Annotated in this window: 15 protein-coding genes and 2 tRNA genes; 11 read left to right on the top strand and 6 right to left on the bottom strand. The window is 48.6% G+C overall.

Annotation, left to right across the window (positions count from 1 at the left end; genetic code table 11):
- Positions 1 to 435 precede the first annotated feature (435 nt).
- Complete coding sequence (locus tag BOCO_RS01610) at positions 436 to 1,518, top strand: class C sortase (RefSeq protein WP_148140028.1); 1,083 nt, start codon at positions 436 to 438, stop codon at positions 1,516 to 1,518.
- Between the two features lie 26 nt (positions 1,519 to 1,544).
- Here BOCO_RS01610 and BOCO_RS01605 read toward each other — a convergent pair whose 3' ends face one another.
- The 3 genes from BOCO_RS01605 to BOCO_RS01595 all read right to left on the bottom strand — a co-directional run bounded on the left by BOCO_RS01605 (position 1,545) and on the right by BOCO_RS01595 (position 3,853).
- On the bottom strand, positions 1,545 to 1,892 hold the full coding sequence (locus BOCO_RS01605) for a tautomerase family protein (RefSeq protein WP_094722360.1): 348 nt from the start codon (positions 1,890 to 1,892) through the stop codon (positions 1,545 to 1,547).
- 73 nt (positions 1,893 to 1,965) lie between these two features.
- On the bottom strand, positions 1,966 to 2,469 hold the full coding sequence (locus BOCO_RS01600; protein WP_094722359.1) for a GtrA family protein: 504 nt from the start codon (positions 2,467 to 2,469) through the stop codon (positions 1,966 to 1,968).
- Positions 2,470 to 2,527: 58 nt separating this feature from the next.
- The gene (locus tag BOCO_RS01595) at positions 2,528 to 3,853 is read right to left on the bottom strand and encodes an MFS transporter (RefSeq protein WP_094722358.1); all 1,326 of its coding nucleotides are present in this window, start codon (positions 3,851 to 3,853) and stop codon (positions 2,528 to 2,530) included.
- Positions 3,854 to 4,018: 165 nt separating this feature from the next.
- Here BOCO_RS01595 and BOCO_RS01590 point away from each other — a divergent pair, with 165 nt between their 5' ends.
- Positions 4,019 to 4,714 (top strand): histidine phosphatase family protein, encoded by a 696-nt coding sequence (locus BOCO_RS01590; RefSeq protein ID WP_094722357.1) that lies wholly within the window; start codon positions 4,019 to 4,021, stop codon positions 4,712 to 4,714.
- A gap of 52 nt (positions 4,715 to 4,766) precedes the next feature.
- Positions 4,767 to 5,630 carry a hypothetical protein gene (locus BOCO_RS01585; protein WP_420835387.1) on the top strand — a complete coding sequence of 288 codons (864 nt, stop codon included), beginning with the start codon at positions 4,767 to 4,769 and terminating at the stop codon, positions 5,628 to 5,630.
- 92 nt (positions 5,631 to 5,722) lie between these two features.
- Here the strand turns inward: BOCO_RS01585 and BOCO_RS07585 are convergent, their stop codons facing one another.
- The 3 genes from BOCO_RS07585 to BOCO_RS01570 all read right to left on the bottom strand — a co-directional run bounded on the left by BOCO_RS07585 (position 5,723) and on the right by BOCO_RS01570 (position 8,680).
- Positions 5,723 to 6,673 carry a DUF805 domain-containing protein gene (locus BOCO_RS07585; RefSeq protein WP_094722355.1) on the bottom strand — a complete coding sequence of 317 codons (951 nt, stop codon included), beginning with the start codon at positions 6,671 to 6,673 and terminating at the stop codon, positions 5,723 to 5,725.
- 142 nt (positions 6,674 to 6,815) lie between these two features.
- Positions 6,816 to 7,571: an ABC transporter permease gene (locus BOCO_RS01575; RefSeq protein ID WP_094722354.1), complete on the bottom strand. Its 756-nt coding sequence runs from the start codon at positions 7,569 to 7,571 to the stop codon at positions 6,816 to 6,818.
- Positions 7,568 to 8,680: an ABC transporter substrate-binding protein gene (locus tag BOCO_RS01570; RefSeq protein ID WP_094722353.1), complete on the bottom strand. Its 1,113-nt coding sequence runs from the start codon at positions 8,678 to 8,680 to the stop codon at positions 7,568 to 7,570. The genes BOCO_RS01575 and BOCO_RS01570 overlap by 4 nt, the downstream gene beginning before the upstream one ends.
- 579 nt (positions 8,681 to 9,259) lie before the next feature.
- Between BOCO_RS01570 and nrdD the strand changes: the two genes are divergently transcribed.
- From nrdD to cydB, 8 genes are all read left to right on the top strand, one after another.
- Positions 9,260 to 11,659, top strand: a complete 2,400-nt coding sequence (gene nrdD, locus BOCO_RS01565) for an anaerobic ribonucleoside-triphosphate reductase (RefSeq protein WP_420835386.1) — start codon at positions 9,260 to 9,262, stop codon at positions 11,657 to 11,659.
- 185 nt (positions 11,660 to 11,844) lie between these two features.
- Positions 11,845 to 12,570: an anaerobic ribonucleoside-triphosphate reductase activating protein gene (gene nrdG, locus BOCO_RS01560; RefSeq protein ID WP_094722351.1), complete on the top strand. Its 726-nt coding sequence runs from the start codon at positions 11,845 to 11,847 to the stop codon at positions 12,568 to 12,570.
- Positions 12,571 to 12,622: 52 nt separating this feature from the next.
- On the top strand, positions 12,623 to 14,152 hold the full coding sequence (gltX, locus tag BOCO_RS01555; RefSeq protein WP_094722350.1) for a glutamate--tRNA ligase: 1,530 nt from the start codon (positions 12,623 to 12,625) through the stop codon (positions 14,150 to 14,152).
- A gap of 63 nt (positions 14,153 to 14,215) precedes the next feature.
- A tRNA-Glu gene (locus tag BOCO_RS01550) sits at positions 14,216 to 14,288 on the top strand.
- Positions 14,289 to 14,330: 42 nt separating this feature from the next.
- Positions 14,331 to 14,402: transfer RNA gene (locus BOCO_RS01545), tRNA-Gln, on the top strand.
- Positions 14,403 to 14,837: 435 nt separating this feature from the next.
- Positions 14,838 to 16,013: an NAD(P)/FAD-dependent oxidoreductase gene (locus BOCO_RS01540; RefSeq protein ID WP_094722349.1), complete on the top strand. Its 1,176-nt coding sequence runs from the start codon at positions 14,838 to 14,840 to the stop codon at positions 16,011 to 16,013.
- A 55-nt stretch (positions 16,014 to 16,068) separates the two neighbouring features.
- On the top strand, positions 16,069 to 17,553 hold the full coding sequence (locus BOCO_RS01535) for a cytochrome ubiquinol oxidase subunit I (protein WP_094722348.1): 1,485 nt from the start codon (positions 16,069 to 16,071) through the stop codon (positions 17,551 to 17,553).
- A complete protein-coding gene (cydB, locus tag BOCO_RS01530; RefSeq protein WP_094722347.1) occupies positions 17,550 to 18,590 on the top strand; it encodes a cytochrome d ubiquinol oxidase subunit II in 1,041 nt (346 codons plus the stop codon). The genes BOCO_RS01535 and cydB overlap by 4 nt, the downstream gene beginning before the upstream one ends.
- Positions 18,591 to 18,609: the final 19 nt, after the last annotated feature.

Below are 18,609 nucleotides of genomic sequence, written 5' to 3'. Positions count from 1 at the left end.
GTTCTGGTGTATCGGAGAAATCATCACGAGTGAGTGTTGGTTGAATACTCACTGCTGGTAGAAGACTACCGTGGCTTGTATGGTAATCCCCCCAGCAAAGCCACGGTTGGTGGCGGGGGTTTACCGGGTTTGGTCTTTTTTCTCTTCCCAAACCTTGGTAAACCCCCGCATATCATTACCTAAACACAAGCATAAGAAAAACCCTAAGTCAGGAGTCTAAGAAAAACCTGAACACGGGTGTGTGTAAAACCTGGTCATGGGTCTAGGAAGATTCTTCAGGAGCGTACGTAAAAACTTAGACAGGGGCGTGTGTAGGAAGAACCTGATAAGGGGCGTACTACGTAAAGCCTAGACAAGGATCATGGATCATGGGGGTGGTGTTTGTGTGTGGCTTGGTGTGGTGTTGGTAGTGTGGGCTGGCGTGTATGACGGGTAGTGGCAAGGGTGGAACAGGTGGGTTATCGGGTGGGATGGTGGCAGCGTGTACGGCGTGGTCAATGGTGGAGCGCGTTACTCGTGTTTGTGTTGGTAGCTGCTGGTGTGAGCGCGTTGGTGTATCCGTCAGCTGCTTCGTGGGTTGCTCAGTACGAGCAGTCACGCTTGATTGGTCAAGGGGTACCACATGAGGGTCAGGTATCAGCGCAAGAAGAGCAGCGTTACATACAAGCCGCGTACGCGTATAACAACGCGTTACATGCTGGTGCTGCTTACCGGGCAAACACGAACCAGCCATTTAGTCAACAGGGTAAGGATCTCCATGAACGGTACGAGCAGACCCTGCCAGCAGGACACGGGTTGATGGCTCGGTTACAAGTGCCGAGTATTCGTGTTGATGTACCGGTGTATCACGGTACCAGTGATGCTACCTTGTTGATGGGTATCGGTCATTTAGAAGGCACGAGTGTGCCGGTGGGTGGTAGTGGTACCCACGCGGTGTTGACCGGGCATCGGGGGTTGGCTCAAGCGACGTTGTTTACGAATTTGGATAAAGTCAAGGTTGGTGACCAGTTCACTATCTCGAGTTTCCATCACGTGGTCACGTATCAGGTCGTGAACACACAGGTTGTTGAACCCGAACAGACTCGTAGTTTACAACCGGTTGAGGGTCAGGATTTAGTGACGTTGGTGACGTGTACTCCGTTAGGGATTAACACGCAGCGTATTTTTGTGACGGGTCAGCGAGTGTTTCCTACACCGGTTCAGGCCCGGCAGGCAGCTGTGAGTAAGCCTAGTGTTCCCTCGTTTCCTTGGTGGTTGTTGGTATTGGTAGTGGTGTTGGTGGCTGATAGTGGTTGGCTGGTAGTGAGTGTGAAACAACCAGGAAAGCATGGTTGGTTGGCGGGTAAGCGTGAACAAACAGGACACCAGCCAACCCATAAACCATCATCCCAGCAATCAATCAAACGAACACATAAACAATCAATCAAGCAATCATCCAAGCGAACGCCCAAGCCATCAATCAAGCGATCACACCGGCCGAAACACAAGCTAGCCTACAAACACCAACCCAAACACTAGCCAACCCACCAACAATCCATCAACAACTAAAAATTGGAGCCGTTCCAACCCCAGTCGCGGGTGGCTGTATATCGGATGTACATACGGTCGGAGGGGACACTGGCTTCTTGTTTCAGGATCTGCATAATGGACTGAGTGAGCTGCTCCCATACTGAACGATCGACATCTGAGCCAAAAATATTGACTTCAACGTAGGCTGCGGGCTTGGAATCGTCGCCAGCAAAATAGATGGGCATATTGTCCTCGAATGGACACATCAGCCAGTTTTCGCTTTTACCTGGAATAGCAGTGATGGCCTTGCCGTATGCGGTCTTAATTCTGTCTCGCTGGTCGGCACTCAACGGGGTACTGATATGGGTATGGATAACAGGCATAATTACTCTCCTTAGAAGTCTGGATGCTTCTAACAGCAATACTTACACTGATAAGCCTAATCCCAGATGGTTATTACTGCCAGCCAAAGGGGCTATGCTGTAGTGAAAATTTGCCCAAGCGACGGGAAAGAGAGTTTTCTGACACATTCTTACCCTCTGTAGGAGCATCGAGGAGCCATTTACGGGTAAGGAAGTTCCAGACAGATACGATAACTGTTGCTACGATCTTTGCGGCATTGGAGTACAGCACATACTTGGAATGCATGGTCTGTGAAGCATCGATTGGCAGCATAGCAGTCCCTGCCCAAATGATGAGTTCGTTAATACCTAGGCCGATGGCCGAAGAAACGAAGAAAACAAGAATTTCCATCCAACGAGCCATGTCGTCCCGGTGGGTGAACACATACTTCATGCTTGCTAGGTAGTTAAAAGCCAAAGAGAGTAGGAAAGATACAGTGCTAGCAACTAAATTGTTAAGGTGGAAGTAGAGGAGGACATTCATAACGCCGAAGTCAATTACAAAAGCGATGAAGCCAACGATTCCAAACTTAGCAATTTGTCCAATGAGTTTTCGCACATGGATATCTTACAGCATGCCCTTACAATCACATTGCTGAGTTGTGGTGGTGTTTTCTTCAACGAGACATGAGTGTCAAATCTGGCTGTTCAGTGGATGCGCGAATCTGTCGTAAGCCGACGAAAGCTATGGCCAAACTCGTGAGCGCTAATGTAGAAACAACCGCAAAACCACCACGGGATCCATAAGAATCGATAAAGATACCAGCGATAGCTGATCCAGCTGACGACCCGATTGCATTCATGGCGTTGAGCCAAGACATACCTTCAGTAAAGCGGATGGGCGGCACTAGGTGGAGCATGAGCTGGTTGCCGTTAATCCAGGTGGGAGACTGGCAGATACCAATAATCAAGTAAATAGCCATAATGGTCCACAAATTGTGTGCGAAAAGGAAGGACGCAATGCCTAAGTTGACCACTACGAGGCAGAAGTAGAATCGTTTCCATAGGGGAGTCGACCAGCTTTTTGCTCCATAAAAGAGAGCTCCGATGAGAGAGCTGAAGGAGAAGCATGCAAAGACAAAACCTGTCATCTGCTTCATGTTCTGTTCGGTGGCAAAAGAAATAATCGAGATTGAGGCTGCTGACTGGAAAGCGCCTAGGCCAAACCAAGTAACGCAGACAGCGATGAGTCCAGCACTCCAAAAGGTAGATTTACGTTTTTCACCTTGAAGCGAGGCTTGCAGGGCTGCCTGTCGTCTACGGTACTCTTTACGGGTGATGCCTTCCTTGCGTGCTAAATCAGTTTGAGAGGGTGGTTCTGTTCCCAAAGCTCCTAAGAACATAATGGCACCAACAACTACACACAATCCGGTAAAGGCAAAGGCCACAATTCCAGAGTAAACAGCCAGGATTGATGCTAGTGGATTACCTACTACCCACATGGCTTCGTCAAAGACGCCGCACAGGGATAGTGCGCGCTCAGTGCGAATATGATCACCTTTGAGCAGGGTAGTCCACCGGTGACGGCTCATAGCTCCCCAAGGTGGAATAGCTGCCATTAACGGGGTAAGGCAATAAAGCACCCAAACAGGGGCGTTCAAGGTGATGGCTGTTATGAGACTGGCAGCTGCCAGCAGCCAGATAATAATTGTGGGAACAGCTGTTTGCTTCTGGCCAAACTTATCTACTAGCTTACCTATCAGTGGGCTCGCGATAGCCATAGAAATGGCTTGAATGGCTGTGAGGGCTCCAGCGAGCGAGTAGCTACCGTAATTATGCTGAACAGCAATAGTAATGGTCATACCAACCATAGGTGCAGGCATGGAAGCTATGACAGCTCCGGTAGCGAAACGAGCTGTATTGGGCATTCTGAGTAATTCTGCGTAACCGTCGACAACACGGTGTCCTACTTCTTTGACCGCAGCGATGACCTGATTGGGCATCGGATTCCTTTCACCGAAGGGTGAGTATTCTGGAGTGGTAGATGGATTGTATTTTCGACTTGTGGCCACAGGCAATCCGTGCAAAACTTTAGTGGAAAGAGATAACGACACGCAGAAAAACAATAATTTTTGCGTGTGTTCATATTAGTACTAGGAGGCGGTATTTTGTCTGCAACGACCATTCATTTTGTCCGACATGGTCAGGTCTATAACCCAGAGCACGTGATCTATGAGCGGCTCCCTGGTTTTCACCTATCCAATACAGGCCGGAGAATGGCTGAGACAACAGGGCGCTTCCTGTCATTGAACCCTGCGACTCAGGGCGTAGCTGCCATTTATTCTTCCCCCCTTGATAGGGCTAAGGAAACGGCGCAAATTATCTGTGATGAGATAAACGCAACCCGGCAAGAGGAGGAGCACGATCCCCTCCAATTGGCGTTCGATAATAGGCTCATCGAAGCGGGTAACGAGTTTCGAGGCAAGCGTATCGGCAAAGGGGAGGGTGCCCTCTGGCGTAATGGTAATTGGCGCTTGCTAACCAATCTTATGGAACCTTCTTGGGGGGAGTCGTACCAGTCGATAGCCCAACGGGTGCGAGATTTTGCCTACGAGCAAGTCGATCGGTATCCAGGGCAGCAAATAATCGCTGTAAGCCATGAGTCGCCTATTTGGAGTTTCCGTCATTTCTTGGAAACTGGCCGTCCCGAGCATAATATGCTTATGCGTGGTACAGCCCTAGCTTCAGTAACTTCTATTACATTTGATGATGACAGTAAGAAAGTGCTTGGCATAACGTATGCAGATCCTGCTGGTGGCTGCGCAGGGCGCAATACACTATTTACAATAGTAGGTAAGCTGTAGCATAGATCGCCATCGAAGCAAAGCCGAGGAGGGCATGATGAGTCAATTCGATATGAGTATGGTAGCTAAGTTGGCGCTCTTACCGGGTGTGGTAAAGTCATCTCAAGCAGCTGCTAATCTCATTGAATTGTGGCCATTGACTGATGCAACCCAGCTCGATAACGATACTAAGTATGGTGAGAACCTCCAGGTTAGGATGACACAAAGTCTAGCGAGAATTATGACTGGGCAGGATGTGACTATAGCTGATGCAGAGTTTGTGTATGAGGGAGCTGACGAGATTCCCGGACGGCCTCAGTCTATTGTTGATGCGCTTCTGGCGGCAAACAATGCTTACGATGGTCTGACTGGTTTTCCACCTGATTCTGATGCCATAATGCAGACCGTGGGTGACTTGGAAGCCGGCTGGGATCAAGAACAATGTCAGGTTGTTCAGCAGATACTGCAAGCAGCTGTGGAATCTCTGCATACAGACGAAACGAATCACATAGATTCAAGTGACATACAGGCTCTTGCTGAACGCTTGTCAGCATCTATTATGTTGGCGTACGAGTTAGGGCAGGCAGTGGGTGCCAGCAGGGATGATGCTCGCAAGGTTTTACCGATCCTATTGGTAGTCAATGAGTTCAACGATCGTGTGGGAATTCCTCGCTGTTATATCTCTGACCTTCAGCTGCAAGATCTCTTGGTAACTTGTAGTCAAGGTCAGAAGCAAGAGGCAGTAGTGGTTTTCAGTGAAGCTCTTGCGCCGCTGTTGGAGCAGGAATGGGAGCAGCACCGTGTCGATGTTCTCTGGGATCCAGAAGAAGCCCAGAGAAAAGCTAAAGAGGATGACGAACGCAAAAGTCGTGAAGCTCTAAGGGCTAAATTCGCGCATGTACCAGAAGACCCGAATAAACCACCGGTAGAACTGTGAATGTTCGTGGTCTATTCGGGTCGCAATCTGTGCTTAACACTCTATGCGTGGTGTCAGCTAAGCGCTATGGCAAATGCTGAGCCACACAGGTATTAGCGCTGATAGTTGGGTGGGGTTTGGCGGTCGAAACGTGCTCCTTCTGGTTTACTGTCTCGAACAGTAAGGACTATCCAAGCAACTATACTCAGGATCATAAGTAATCCGCCAATAGTTATCATTGTTCCTATCGCAGGACTTAAGGCGTAGAGGTCTTCGGGTTGCAGGTCATTATACAGAGTTGTAGGCAGGCTTGCTAAAGTAACTACATCTAGCATAAAACCACTGAAGAACATTGCAATTGGAAGGGTGAGCCATCCTCCGGACAGGTTGCTGTCATGCAGTCTGCGCGTCGCCACCGACAGAAGTGGGATGAATATAGCTATATGCCAGATTGAGTCAATAAAAGTGCCAGCTTCTCCCAGGAGGACGCTTAGGAAAAGGGAAAGTATATTGCATAGGGAAACGAAGAGTATGACCCACCAATATTCTCCCTTTGAAGCCCGTCCCTTGAAGTCGGCGTACTTGTTGAAGAAGCGTTTGACTGCGTCTGTAAAGCCAATGCCGTACCAAGGCTGATCGAGACTAGGTACAGCCATGGTGTTGGTTACTCCGTTATAAACTGGTGTGTTCTGAGGGAATGCACTTTGAGTGCCTGGATTCTGGTTGCCTGCCTGTGCATTGTTTTGGGGCTGCTGTGCATACTGTGCGCCCGGTACGCCATATTGTGCTGCTCCTGGTGTCTGTTGCCCATATGCTGGCTGCCTGTATTGAGGCTGGGTTTGTGGTTGGGTCTGGGCCTGTGGTTGCTGACTGTACTGTGATGGAGCTGCTTGCCCATATCTTGGCTGCTGCGGGCTAGGAACTTGTTGCCCGTATTGGGGTTGTTGGGTGCTAGGCACCTGTTGTCCATACTGGGGTGGGGCTGGCTGCCTGTATTGGGGCTGCTGGCTTGGTGAGTTTCCGGCAGCATTCGAGTTGTTGGAATCCTCGTTAAGTTGCGGCATGTATACCTCTTCTATACTTCTATCGACCTCGTATGGTCATTTTTATGTTAATCACACGCTTGAAATGAGACATGCTGGTATTACTAGTATGACAGATAATGAGTATTGCAGAGTTGTCAGACGGCTTTCTGTGAATTTGTTCTCATTCTCCAATAGTGGCTCTTTCCACAAGAGCAATCACCCCAAGTAATACGGAAGTTAACAATACGATAACGAAGGTAGCGCTGAAAATAAGGGTGGTCTGGAAAGAGTTGAAGGCAGATTGAAGCCAAATACCTAAGCCGTTCTGTGCTCCAAGGTATTCCGCAGTAGACGCTGTGGCAAAGACGTATGCTGCGGAGATACGCAGACCCGAGAATATTTGTGGGGCTGCCACACGTAGTTTGACGTGCCACAGGGTCCAGAAACGGTTGGCACCGCATGTCAGGGCCACATCTTCATAAAAGTTCGGTACCTCAGCTAAACCGCGATATGTTTGAATGGCAATAGGGAAGAGGCTAAAGATTGCAACGATGACCACCTTGCCGACTGGCTCGAAACCAAACCAGATGATAAAGAGCGGAGCTATGGTGATGAGTGGCACCATTTGAGCTGTCGCAATAAGAGGGTAGAGCACATCGTGCAAAAAACGCCAAGAGTATAAGACTATTCCCATGAATAAGCCTACAACGGTTGCCAACGCGAACCCTGCTAATCCTTCTATTGTGGTGATTTTGCTTGCACTTATGAGGTCAGGGAGATTGGCGATAGTGGCAAAAACAATATGCTCAGGTGAAGGCAAGACTAACTCGGAAACACCTCCCCAAGTGACCCAGAGTTGCCACGCAAGAAGGATAAGGGCGGCGGTTAAGGTAGGCGGGAGGGCGCGCCTACAGAATTGTGAGAAGTGTTGTTTCATCGTATAAACTCATCAGTCCACAAGTTGTGGGCCTGTGGTGCTTGCTTGACTGGTTTGCCTTTGCTGTCTTGGTATGAGCCAGCTTCATATTGGAAATTCAGATAGGTCTGAGCGTCTTGCATGTTGAGGCGGCCTGGAACAGTGGTTTGCTTGGGCTGGTTGGTCCAATAACCCTCTTGGGTTATGAGTTTCATAGAAGTTCGAGCTTGCTGAGGGTCTATATGGGCTGTGGGAGTTTGAGAGACCAGAATGTCAGCAGCTTCGTCAGGGTGGGCAAGGGCCCAATCATACCCCCGCTTGGTGGCTTGGATGAACTTGGTAAGGTTCTCCTTGTGTTGGGGGTCTTTGAGCCATGAATCTTTGACGGCGAAACCAGTTTGATCCGGATTACCTGGCACTCCCCAATCTGATTGAGTGAAGCAATTAAGCTTAGGTCCTTGTAAGTCTGACTGCACGCCTTCCCAAGATACATAGAAGCCAGCAAAGTCTCCTTTGCCACTGGTGAGCGTGGTAAAAGTGTTAGTGCCTGACGTTACTGTTGTGAAATCTCCTTTACCCCCAGCGTATTTGATCATCTGTTTCACTACGGCTGTCTGCTCGGCAGAGCCGAAGCTTACGAATGTTTTCCCGTCAAAGTCTTTAGGGCTGGTGATGTCTGTCCGTGATGCCAATGAACACCAGCGGGCAATAGGCTGTTGCGCCAAATTGAAAACGAGTTTCAGATGTGCTCCCTTAGCGTTGAAATCAGCTAAATTGCTTAACTTTGAGAATCCGATATCTGCCACCCCATTCTCTACGGAAGTTTCCGCACCAGCTTGTGCTGTAGGCAGTATCTTCACGGTAATACCCGAGTCCTGGTAATACCCCTTGCTGTTGGCCACGTAAATACCAACATGATTGGTGTTGGGTGTCCAATCCAGCATGAACGAAATGGGATTTGCATCGCTTGCTGCAAAATTATGCGAATTGGTACTGGCACATCCTGATAGTCCCAGAGTCAAAACACTCGCAGCAACGAGGGCTAGTAGGGAGCGCCTCCGAGTTTGTTTGCGTGAGGGTTGCTGGCGACTCTGGTTAGTGCCAACTTGTGTCTTACATGAAATTCTCATTGCCAATCACCTTGCTTTCCGTGCTAGTGTGCACGAGCTTGCGATGCCGAGGCCGCTAAACGGGAAGGTGAGGAGCCCGCGCGATGTCTCGAATCGCCAACGACGACACCCCTAAGAGGTACCTGCGCTGCACTGAATAAGATCCTTGAACGCGGCTGCTGCCACCAACCGCGCGAAGCTAACCTCATTATAAAAGAGTGGTGAGAAAAAGCTCCATAGGTTACGGAGTAGTAAAGGTAGTAGAGCATGTCGTCTTGTTATATACAGTCTTGACGGTTTAAGGCGTGTCGTCAGTTCTCTAACAGGCATGGAAGAGAGGCACTTGGCACCTGGCCTATGCTTTCCTTGACGTCAAGCCGATTGTGTTGTGTGGGGCAAAGCTGGGTTATGGTACAAGATTCCTTTTTTTCTGACATAACTAACTACATATAGTGATGCTCTTTTGTCTAACCACTAGATATAGTGATGCGTGGTGCTATTCTTGAATAGCTAAGAACAGTGTATAAGCCTAATTATGCAAGCATCGGACACAAGAGGTGTGCTTGCTTCAAAGGAGCGAGAGTTATGGACACGCAGGTCATGTCAGATCAGACACGAGACAGTAACAGTGCTGATGTGTCCGATGGCGTTGAAGACATCCTTGTGGAAAAACGAGACGGGCGTATTGTCGATTTTGATCCTGTGAATATTATGAATGCTGTTGAATCTGCATTTCATGATGATGATCGAGATATCGACCCCAAGCTTAAACAGCACATTCGAGCAATGGCGCTTTCTGTTGAATCGGAAATTCGCAATCGCTATACAAATCCAGTGAGGATAGAAGACATACAGACTTTAGTTGAGCATGCCTTGGTGAATGCGCACTATTACGATGTTGCTCGAGCTTATACTGCATACCGATTGAATCGCGACATACGCAGGGCTAAGGCTACCGATGTTAATGAGGCTGTACACCGCTTAACATCTAATGATGAGTCGTTAGTGCGTGAAAATGCCAACAAAGATGCCAATGTTTATGCCACACAGCGTGATCTTTTAGCTGGTGCTGTCTCTAAGGCATCCGCTTTAAAGATGCTTCCTAAAGATGTTTCTAATGCCCATCTGAAGGGCGATATTCACTTCCACGATGCCGATTACTCTCCCTTTACTGCTGAGACCAATTGCTCGTTGCCGGATTTTGGCAACATGCTTAAATATGGTTTTGAGCTGGGTAATGCGATGATGGATTCCCCGCAGTCAATCGGTACAGCCGCCACACAGATAACGCAGATTATCAAAGATATTGCTGGTTCCCAGTATGGTGGGCAGACTGTCAATAGGGCTGACGAAATGCTGGAAGATTATGCCAAGTTAGACTACCAAAAGAACTATGCGATGGCAGAGGCGGTGCTTCCTGACGAAGAGCCTATCGAAATTGCTCAAGAAGTAGTCCGTGGTCTCAAGTCTCGTGAATCTACCTGGCTCCACCTTGATGACCGTCCAGCCTTGGACGAGGACACTCCTTTTGATCTCGATGCGCCAGCCATTGTTCGTTTGCGCCAAGTGTATGCCAAGATTGTAACTCGGAAGAACATCTATGATGCCATGCAAACCTTGGAGTATCAGATTAACTCTAATCGTGTTTCAAACGGGCAGACACCGTTTGTGACAGTTGGATTCGGTTTGGGTACCTCGTGGTTCGCGCGAGAGATTCAGCGAGCTATTTTCTTAGTCCGCATTCGAGGGTTGGGTAAGGACCGGCACACAGCTATTTTCCCTAAACTCGTCTTTACGATTAAGCATGGTTTGAATGCTGATGCTGGTGATCCAAACTATGACATGAAGCAACTAGCCTTGGAATGCTCCACTAAACGCATGTATCCAGACGTTGTCTTCTATGAAAACCTCATTACCATAACTGGTTCCTTTAAGGCTCCCATGGGCTGCCGTTCCTTCTTGCAGGGTTGGATTAATCCTGAAACCGGTGAGGATGAAGAAGAGGGCCGCATGAATTTGGGAGTGGTCACAGTTAACGTTCCACGCATTGCTCTCGAGTCGCGCGGGGACAAGGACCGCTTCTGGAAGCTGTTTGACCAGCGTATGGAAGTAGCTCATCACGCTTTGCAATTCCGTATCATGCGCTGTAAGCAGGCGACACCTATCAATGCACCTACGCTCTATCAGTTTGGAGCTTTTGGTCGCCTTAAGGCAGGTGACTCGGTAGACACGCTCTTCCGTAATAACAGGGCAACAATTTCTTTGGGCTATATAGGCTTGTATGAAACTACTGCTGTCTTTTATGGTAAGGACTGGATGCAGGATCACTCGTGGGATCCTGAAGGCAAGGAGTTTGCTCTTTCAATCGTGCGTCGGATGAACCAATTGTGTAAGCAGTGGGAGAAGGCTGAAGGATATCACTATTCTGTATACTCAACTCCTGCTGAATCATTGACTGATCGCTTCTGCCGGTTAGATCAAGAGAAGTTTGGCAAGGTCGAAGGAGTGACTGATCATGACTTCTACACCAATTCCTTCCACTATCCCGTATGGCTGAGGCCCACTCCAATGGAGAAGCTTTCGTTCGAACGAGACTTCCCTTATCTAGCCTCGGGTGGCTTCATTAACTACTGTGAATTCCCCTCACTTCAGGCAAACCCCAAGGCTTTGGAAGCGGTTTGGGATTATGCTTACGGCATCGGTATCGGATATTTGGGTACTAACACTCCTATTGACCACTGCTTTATCTGCGGGTATGAAGGAGACTTCGAACCTACTGAAGAAGGATTTAAGTGTCCAGAGTGTGGTAACGATGACCCAGAACAATGCAATGTAACAAAACGGACTTGTGGTTACCTGGGTAATCCCGTGCAGCGTCCTATGGTCCATGGCAGGCATGAAGAGATTACGCATCGAGTTAAGCACATGGCGGGGCAGACCGGACATGTGCTCTTACAGGACGGATCTACTAAAGAGTGGTTTGACGACGTGGAAGAGTAATACTTTGGCGTGGAGGTGAGTCGTGTATGCAGAAGCAATCATGGGAACTACCAATAACCACCAATTTCTAGTTACCTGCGGTTATGCTGCACAAGATTCAACTGGTCGGTGCAGCCATAGGTAATTACATGGCTCGCAATGAGTACAAGGGGTTTGTATACCAAAGGGAAGGAATACTACCTAGGATGGTTCAGGAAGTAGAAGGATTTGTATCCACTGGTCACTCTCATCGAGATTTTGCAGCAGGTGAGTCCGGGAGAGGGCCAAGTATTCCCAGTCCTTTAACTAACAACCCGAAGGCGGGCCAGTGGGACGGTCGCAAACTGAGCCGTTTCATTGTGGCCGATTACAAACCCTTAGTAATGACGGATGGTGAGGGTATTCGCTGCTCTATCTATGTCTCCGGTTGCCCCTTTCGCTGTCACAACTGCTATAACTCTTCAATTTGGGATTTCCAAGCTGGGCAGCCCTATACACAAGAGTTAGAGGACCGTATTATCAACGATCTCTCTCCTTCCTACGTACAAGGAATTACATACTTGGGCGGTGAGCCCATGCTGAATACTCCCATGCTCCTAAGGTTGTCGGAACGTATTCGCCGAGAGTATGGTCACAGTAAGGATATTTGGTGCTGGACAGGCTATACGTGGGAGGAGCTGATGCGGCCTGGTGAAACCGATGATAAGGCAGCCCTACTTGCTTACGTTGATGTTTTGGTCGATGGTCGCTATATTGACAGTCTCAAAAATTCGCTCTTACAATTCCGAGGTTCGTCTAATCAACGTATTATTGATGTGCCTGAATCGCTGAAACAGGATGAACTGGTAATGTGGGGTCGCTTGCATGACCAACAACGCTTTATTCCAGAGCACTACAGTAAGGACCGCCAGGCAGAACAAACTCGAGGATAGTTTGAGCTGCGCTAGGAAGCCAACGTCTGGCTGCCAAGGCACAATAGGTTCTATGAGTCAAGAGCAAGACAAAAACGCTAAACCCCAACTCCCAGATGACTTGCGTGTGCGCTTCTGCCCCTCGCCAACCGGTACACCTCATGTCGGTATGGTGCGCACAGCGCTCTTTAACTGGGCGCAAGCAAGGCATAGCCATGGTAAGTTAATTTTTCGTATCGAGGACACCGACGCTGTCCGAGATAGTGAAGAAAGCTATGACCAAATCATCGATGCCTTGAGGTGGTTGGGCTTAGACTGGGATGAGGGTGTTGAAGTAGGTGGGCCTTATGCCCCGTACCGTCAGTCCCAGCGAAGTGACATTTATCAAGATGTGGCGGCTAAGCTGCTTGAGGCCGGTTATGCTTATGAGTCATATTCGACCGCAGAGGAGATTGAAGCTCGTAATTTGGCAGCAGGTCGCCCCAAAGCATTCGGCTACGACGGGTTTGATCGTAAGCTCACAGATGAGCAAAAAGCTCAATTCCAAGCTGAGGGTCGTCAACCAGCTCTCCGTCTCAAAATGCCGGATGAGGACATAGCTTTCGATGATTTGATCCGTGGGCGTATTGAGTTCAAGGCAGGTTCGGTTCCAGACTATGTCATCGTTCGCCCTAACGGCGATCCTCTCTATACGCTGACGAACCCCGTAGATGATGCTCTGATGCGGATCAACGTTGTCTTACGCGGTGAGGACCTGCTTTCATCCACTCCGCGACAGATTATTCTCTATCGTTATCTCATTGAGCTTGGTATAGCGAAAGAAATGCCTGTCTTTGGACATATGCCCTATGTAATGGGTGAAGGTAAGAAAAAGCTGTCGAAACGCGATCCGGAGTCCAACCTCTTCCTTCATCGGGAGAACGGCTTTATTCCAGAAGGACTGTTGAACTATCTAGCACTGCTGGGCTGGTCTATTGCTCCTGACCGTGATGTCTTCTCTATGGACGAGATGGTTGAACACTTTGATGTCCGTGATGTCAAAGCAAATCCTGCCCATTTCGACATCGACAAGGCTACAGCTATCAATGCTGAACACATTCGTATGCTCGACTCACATGATTTCTTGGAGCGCTCGCTGCCTTATCTCAAGCGTGAAGGGATGCTGTCCTCTGATTCCTGGCAAAACTTGAGTGATCGTGAGCGCGAGATTCTTAACGCGGCTGCCCCGCTGGTACAGCCGCGCGTCCGACTCTTGGGGGAGGTTCCAGGCATGATGGAGTCTCTACTCAGTCAGGAAGAGTATCTTGAACCGGCTCCAGACGCCCGTAAGCAGCTTAAGGAGTCTGCCGCAGAGGTATTGACGCAGGCCAGTCAGGCACTTGATGGAGTGTCTGCGGACGAGTGGACAACTGACCACCTGCATGATGTTTTGACTCAAGCGCTCGTCGATGAAGGTGGTTACAAGCCTCGTCTTGCTTTCGGGCCTGTTCGAGTAGCAGTTTCGGGTCGTCGGGTATCGCCACCGCTCTTTGAGTCTCTTGAGATTATAGGTAAAGATACGACACTCCGTCGGTTGCAGAACTTGCGTGAGCACCTGGCGTAGCATATAATTTTATTCGTTGTGTCCGTGACCCATTGAACCGGGTCATGGCGCGGCGGATAGCAAGCCCCCGTCGTCTAGCGGCCTAGGACTACGCCCTCTCACGGCGCCAACACCGGTTCAAATCCGGTCGGGGGTACAAGGCCATGTAGTAGATGTCAAGTACCTGCTACAAGCCCATTGGGGTATGGTGTAATTGGCAACACGGGTGATTCTGGTTCATCTGTTCTTGGTTCGAGTCCAGGTACCCCAGCACATGAACCAAAAACGGTTTCTTGCATAAGCAAGAGGCCGTTTTTTGTATATACGATTACTGGCAGTAACCGCTTATTGGGATTCAAGAACGAACGTTTGTAGACTGTCTGTGATTGAGCATCGTTCCTATTCAGGTTAGGGAATGCCATCACAACTTTTGCCCTCTGTGCAGTGAGCTACTAGGAAAACATGATGATGGTGGTGTAGTTTGAGTCTTAGTTTGCGTAAGTGGCTTAGGTATGCACAGGTGTGGCATATCATACAGAATATAGCGTATTGGTACTTTTCTTCGCTTGTGGGTTATTCAAAATGTTTACCTTCTTATATACTGTTCTTATATCGGTAGAAGCTGGCTGATGCTGCTATGGTGCATTGCACACCAGCATCTGCTGACTCGCTACGACAGAGAAGCGTTAGCAAAAAAGGTGAGCGTATGACGAAGATAGTAATTCTAGGTGGCGGGTACGCAGGTTTGCGCACAGTTAGGCAGCTGGCAGCGGCCAAAGTAGATGCTGAGCTGGTCTTGGTGAATCAGAATTCATACCATTATCAGTCTACCCAGCTCCATCAAGTGGCTGCTGGTACCAAAGAGGTAGCCGATATTACTTTCGACATTCAGGGTGTCCTTCCCAGGGGTGTCAAGTTTGTTCTTGATAGGGTCACTACAATTGATCGAGAACAGCATCGTGTGTTGTTAGCTAGTGGTTCCGAATTGTCATATGATTACCTGGTCAATGCATTAGGTTTTGAATCGGAGAGTTTTGGTATTCCTGGCGTAGAGGAAAACAGCCTTCCTCTGGTTGATATCCCAACTGCTCTGCGGGCCAAGGAAGAGCTTGAAAATCACCTAGCTCGCTACCAGTACTCTCACGATGAGAACGATCTTGCTATTGCTGTGTGCGGAGCAGGTTTTACCAGTATCGAGTACATGGGTGAATTAGCATATAGGCTGCCAAAATTGTCTAAGCAATATCATTTCCCGCTGGACAAGGTCAAAATTTCGTGTATTGAAGCAGCAGACAAGATACTGCCCATGTTCGAGCCTGACTTGGCTGTTTGGGCCCGGCAGTACTTGATGGATCACGGAGTTACGTTCTACACATCAACTTCGATTACCGCTATAGAGCCAGGTAAGGTTATTAGTAAAGACAGTTCTTTCAATGCCAACACCATTATTTGGGCAACCGGGGTCAAAGGTAGCAAAGTTATCGCTGACTCAGGTTACGATCAGAAGCGAAATCGCGTCATAGTTGAAGAAGACTTAAGCGTCAAAGGTAACCCCTGTGAGTTCCTGATCGGAGATGTCTGCGCGGCTATGGATCCGAATACTCATCGACCGTATCCCACAACAGCTCAGATTTCTGTTGTTCAGGCGGATTGTGCTGCCCGCAATATCGAGGCACGTATGCAGGGCCGCCCTGGCATACCATTCACATATACCAGTACGGGTACAGTTTGCTCTTTGGGACCTCTAGCAGGTGTGGCTCAGATCAACTTCTTAGGTCATTGGAAGCTCAAAGGTATGAAAGTTGGATTGGTGAAGAAGATTACTAGTGATCGTTCTGCTTTCGAGCTCGGTGGTGTAAAGGCCATGCTGGAAAGCAACTAGTCCTGTACTATAACAACAATCTAACAGCAGTGAGAAAGATAAGGGAAGGAAGATAATGGGTGTTTTAGAGTTATCGCGAATACAGTTTGCGATGACAACTATCTATCACTTCTTCTTCGTACCTATGACTATCGGTATTGGTTTAGCCGTAGCCATCATGGAAACCATGTACGTAGTGACGAAGAAAGATGTGTATAAGACGATGACGAAGTTCTGGAGCAAGATATTCTTGCTTGCCTTCGCTGTTGGTGTTGTCACAGGTATTATTCAGGAGTTCCAGTTCGGTATGAACTGGTCCAATTACTCCCGCTTTATGGGAGATATTTTTGGTGCTCCTTTGGCTATTGAAGCCTTGTTGGCATTCTTCTTGGAATCCACCTTTATTGGTGTGTGGATGTTTACCTGGGATAGGTTCAAGCCAGTCTGGCACATGGTGTTTATCTGGCTTACTAACATCGGTTCCATTCTTTCAGCTATTTGGATTCTCACAGCAAACAGCTTTATGCAGCACCCAGTTGCGTTTGAAATTAACACTGCCACCGGGCATGTGCGTTTGAGGAGTTTTAAAGATCTCATCGCAAACCCTCAGTTGTGGGTTGAATTCCCCCACGTTTTTGCTGCTTCCATATGCACCGGTGCCTTCGTGGTTATGGGTTGCTCAGCTTGGAGCTTGCTGCGTATGCATATCAAGAGCAAGAAAGACGTCGAAAGCGTACAGGCAGACGCTGAAGGAACTGCAAAAGTAGATTTCTTCACTAGGTCTCTTCGCATGGCAGCCGTGTTAGGACTCATTGGTGCTTGCCTTGCTATTTTGATGGGAGATTTGCAAGGAAAGTTCATTGTATATGATCAGCCAATGAAGTTGGCTGCTATCGAAGGTATTTATGAAGATACTGGTGATCCTGCACCCTGGCAGGCAGTGGCACTGATCAATGAGAAAGATCATAAGGTTGAGGCTTCGGTTGATATCCCCGAGCAAGGTTCGATACTTTACTATGGCACGAATCATGGCAAAGTACGTGGCATGAACTCTGTGAACAAGGAACTGCACGAGAAGTATGACGCCAAATTCGGTGAGGATATGAATTACTACCTGCCGACCACACTCCTGTTTTGGGTCTTCAGATTAATGGTCGGTATCGGCTTTGCTTTTGCTGTGGTTTCTATCTGTGTGCTCTGGTTTACCCGCAAAAAGAAAAATACATTGTGGCAGAGCAGGTGGAAGTTGTGGATCATGGGATTGTTTACGTTCGTTCCATTCTTAGCTACAACTTCAGGCTGGTTAGTCACTGAGATGGGCCGTTATCCTTGGATTGTATATGGATACCAGACCATTGCCGATGCTGTTTCTCCAACTAGCACCGTGCCTAAAGTGTTGTTTACCTGCGTGGTCTACTTCCTGCTCTTCCTGCTTATGGGAACAGTCATGATCTTCTACAGCCGTCGTGTGCTTCACCAGGGGCCTTTCTACCAGCCCGATGAAGGAGACACCCCAGTAGAAGTTACTGCCGGCACTCAAAGAAAGGTGGCGTTAGCATGAGCTTCCTGCAACTTATGTGGTTCTGTGTTATAGGCCTCCTCTTCGCAGGCTTCCTTCTCTTTGAAGGTTTCGACTTTGGCGTAGGTATGGCAACTCGGTTCTTGGCCAGAAATGGTGATGAGCGTGCTCTCTTCATGCGAGCAGTCGGCCCACACTGGGACGGCAATGAAGTCTGGCTCATTACCGCTGGTGGTGCTATGTTTGCCGCCTTCCCACTGTGGTATGCCTCGCTGTTCTCTGGCTACTACATTCTCCTCTTCTTGGTTTTGGTTTCGCTGATTTTGAGGGGCGTGTCCTTTGAATTTGCCAGTCAAGCATTGACCGACAAAGAACGTAACATCTGGCAGTGGGCCAATTTCGTCGGCTGCCTGTTTGCTCCTTTCTTCCTTGGAATGATGTTGACTTCCTTCATCCAGGGAGTTCCTATGGATGACAAGGGTAACGTTTGGGCAGGCTTCTTTGATGTGGTGAACTGGCTCTCAATCGTGGGTGGAATTGCAGTTGTCTTCTTCTGCTTCCTGCACGGCCTGCACTTCTTGAGCTTGAAACTAGGTCCAGGGGATTCTCGACGTATGCTAAATACCTCTGAGAAACTCTATTGGATCGCTTATCCTGCACTAGTTGTCTTCGTTATCCTAGCTTTCTTCATGACTGACTTCTATAAGTTGCGTCCGGTTACCAGTTGGATGCTGACTGTGGTCATTCTTGCAGCTACGATATGTGGGCACGTAAGCACAGTGAAGAAGCGTGGTGGTTTTGCTTTCGCCTCATCAGGCATCACCTTGATGGCGGTTATCGCTTGGATTTTCAACGGAATCTTCCCAAGAGTGATGGTGGCTGAGGATCCTGCAAAGAGCATGATGATTACGGAAGCTTCCGCCTCTCCTTACACGATGAAGATTATGACCATTGTATTGTGCATATTCTTGCCAATCGTTTTGGCCTACTTCGTCTGGAGTTACTTCATCCAGCGCAAGCGCTTGGTTTCCAATGATGTCAGTATGACTGATTTGCGTAAACCACTTGCTGTGCATTGATATAAAGGCCGTCGATACT

The sequence above is a fragment of the Bombiscardovia coagulans genome, from assembly GCF_002259585.1.
Classification (GTDB): Bacteria; Actinomycetota; Actinomycetes; order Actinomycetales; family Bifidobacteriaceae; genus Bombiscardovia; species Bombiscardovia coagulans.
The sequence above is the reverse complement of the archived record's forward strand: the minus strand, read 5'-3'. Positions and strand labels throughout refer to the sequence as shown.

Coding starts and splice junctions, on each gene's coding strand:
- BOCO_RS01605 (WP_094722360.1), bottom strand. CDS start 1,892: ATGCCTGTTATCCATACCCATATCAGTACCCCGTTGAGTGCCGACCAG.
- BOCO_RS01595 (WP_094722358.1), bottom strand. CDS start 3,853: ATGCCCAATCAGGTCATCGCTGCGGTCAAAGAAGTAGGACACCGTGTT.
- BOCO_RS01585 (WP_420835387.1), top strand. CDS start 4,767: ATGAGTATGGTAGCTAAGTTGGCGCTCTTACCGGGTGTGGTAAAGTCA.
- BOCO_RS07585 (WP_094722355.1), bottom strand. CDS start 6,673: ATGCCGCAACTTAACGAGGATTCCAACAACTCGAATGCTGCCGGAAAC.
- BOCO_RS01575 (WP_094722354.1), bottom strand. CDS start 7,571: ATGAAACAACACTTCTCACAATTCTGTAGGCGCGCCCTCCCGCCTACC.
- BOCO_RS01570 (WP_094722353.1), bottom strand. CDS start 8,680: ATGAGAATTTCATGTAAGACACAAGTTGGCACTAACCAGAGTCGCCAG.
- nrdD (WP_420835386.1), top strand. CDS start 9,260: ATGTCAGATCAGACACGAGACAGTAACAGTGCTGATGTGTCCGATGGC.
- nrdG (WP_094722351.1), top strand. CDS start 11,845: ATGGTTCAGGAAGTAGAAGGATTTGTATCCACTGGTCACTCTCATCGA.
- gltX (WP_094722350.1), top strand. CDS start 12,623: ATGAGTCAAGAGCAAGACAAAAACGCTAAACCCCAACTCCCAGATGAC.
- BOCO_RS01540 (WP_094722349.1), top strand. CDS start 14,838: ATGACGAAGATAGTAATTCTAGGTGGCGGGTACGCAGGTTTGCGCACA.
- BOCO_RS01535 (WP_094722348.1), top strand. CDS start 16,069: ATGGGTGTTTTAGAGTTATCGCGAATACAGTTTGCGATGACAACTATC.
- cydB (WP_094722347.1), top strand. CDS start 17,550: ATGAGCTTCCTGCAACTTATGTGGTTCTGTGTTATAGGCCTCCTCTTC.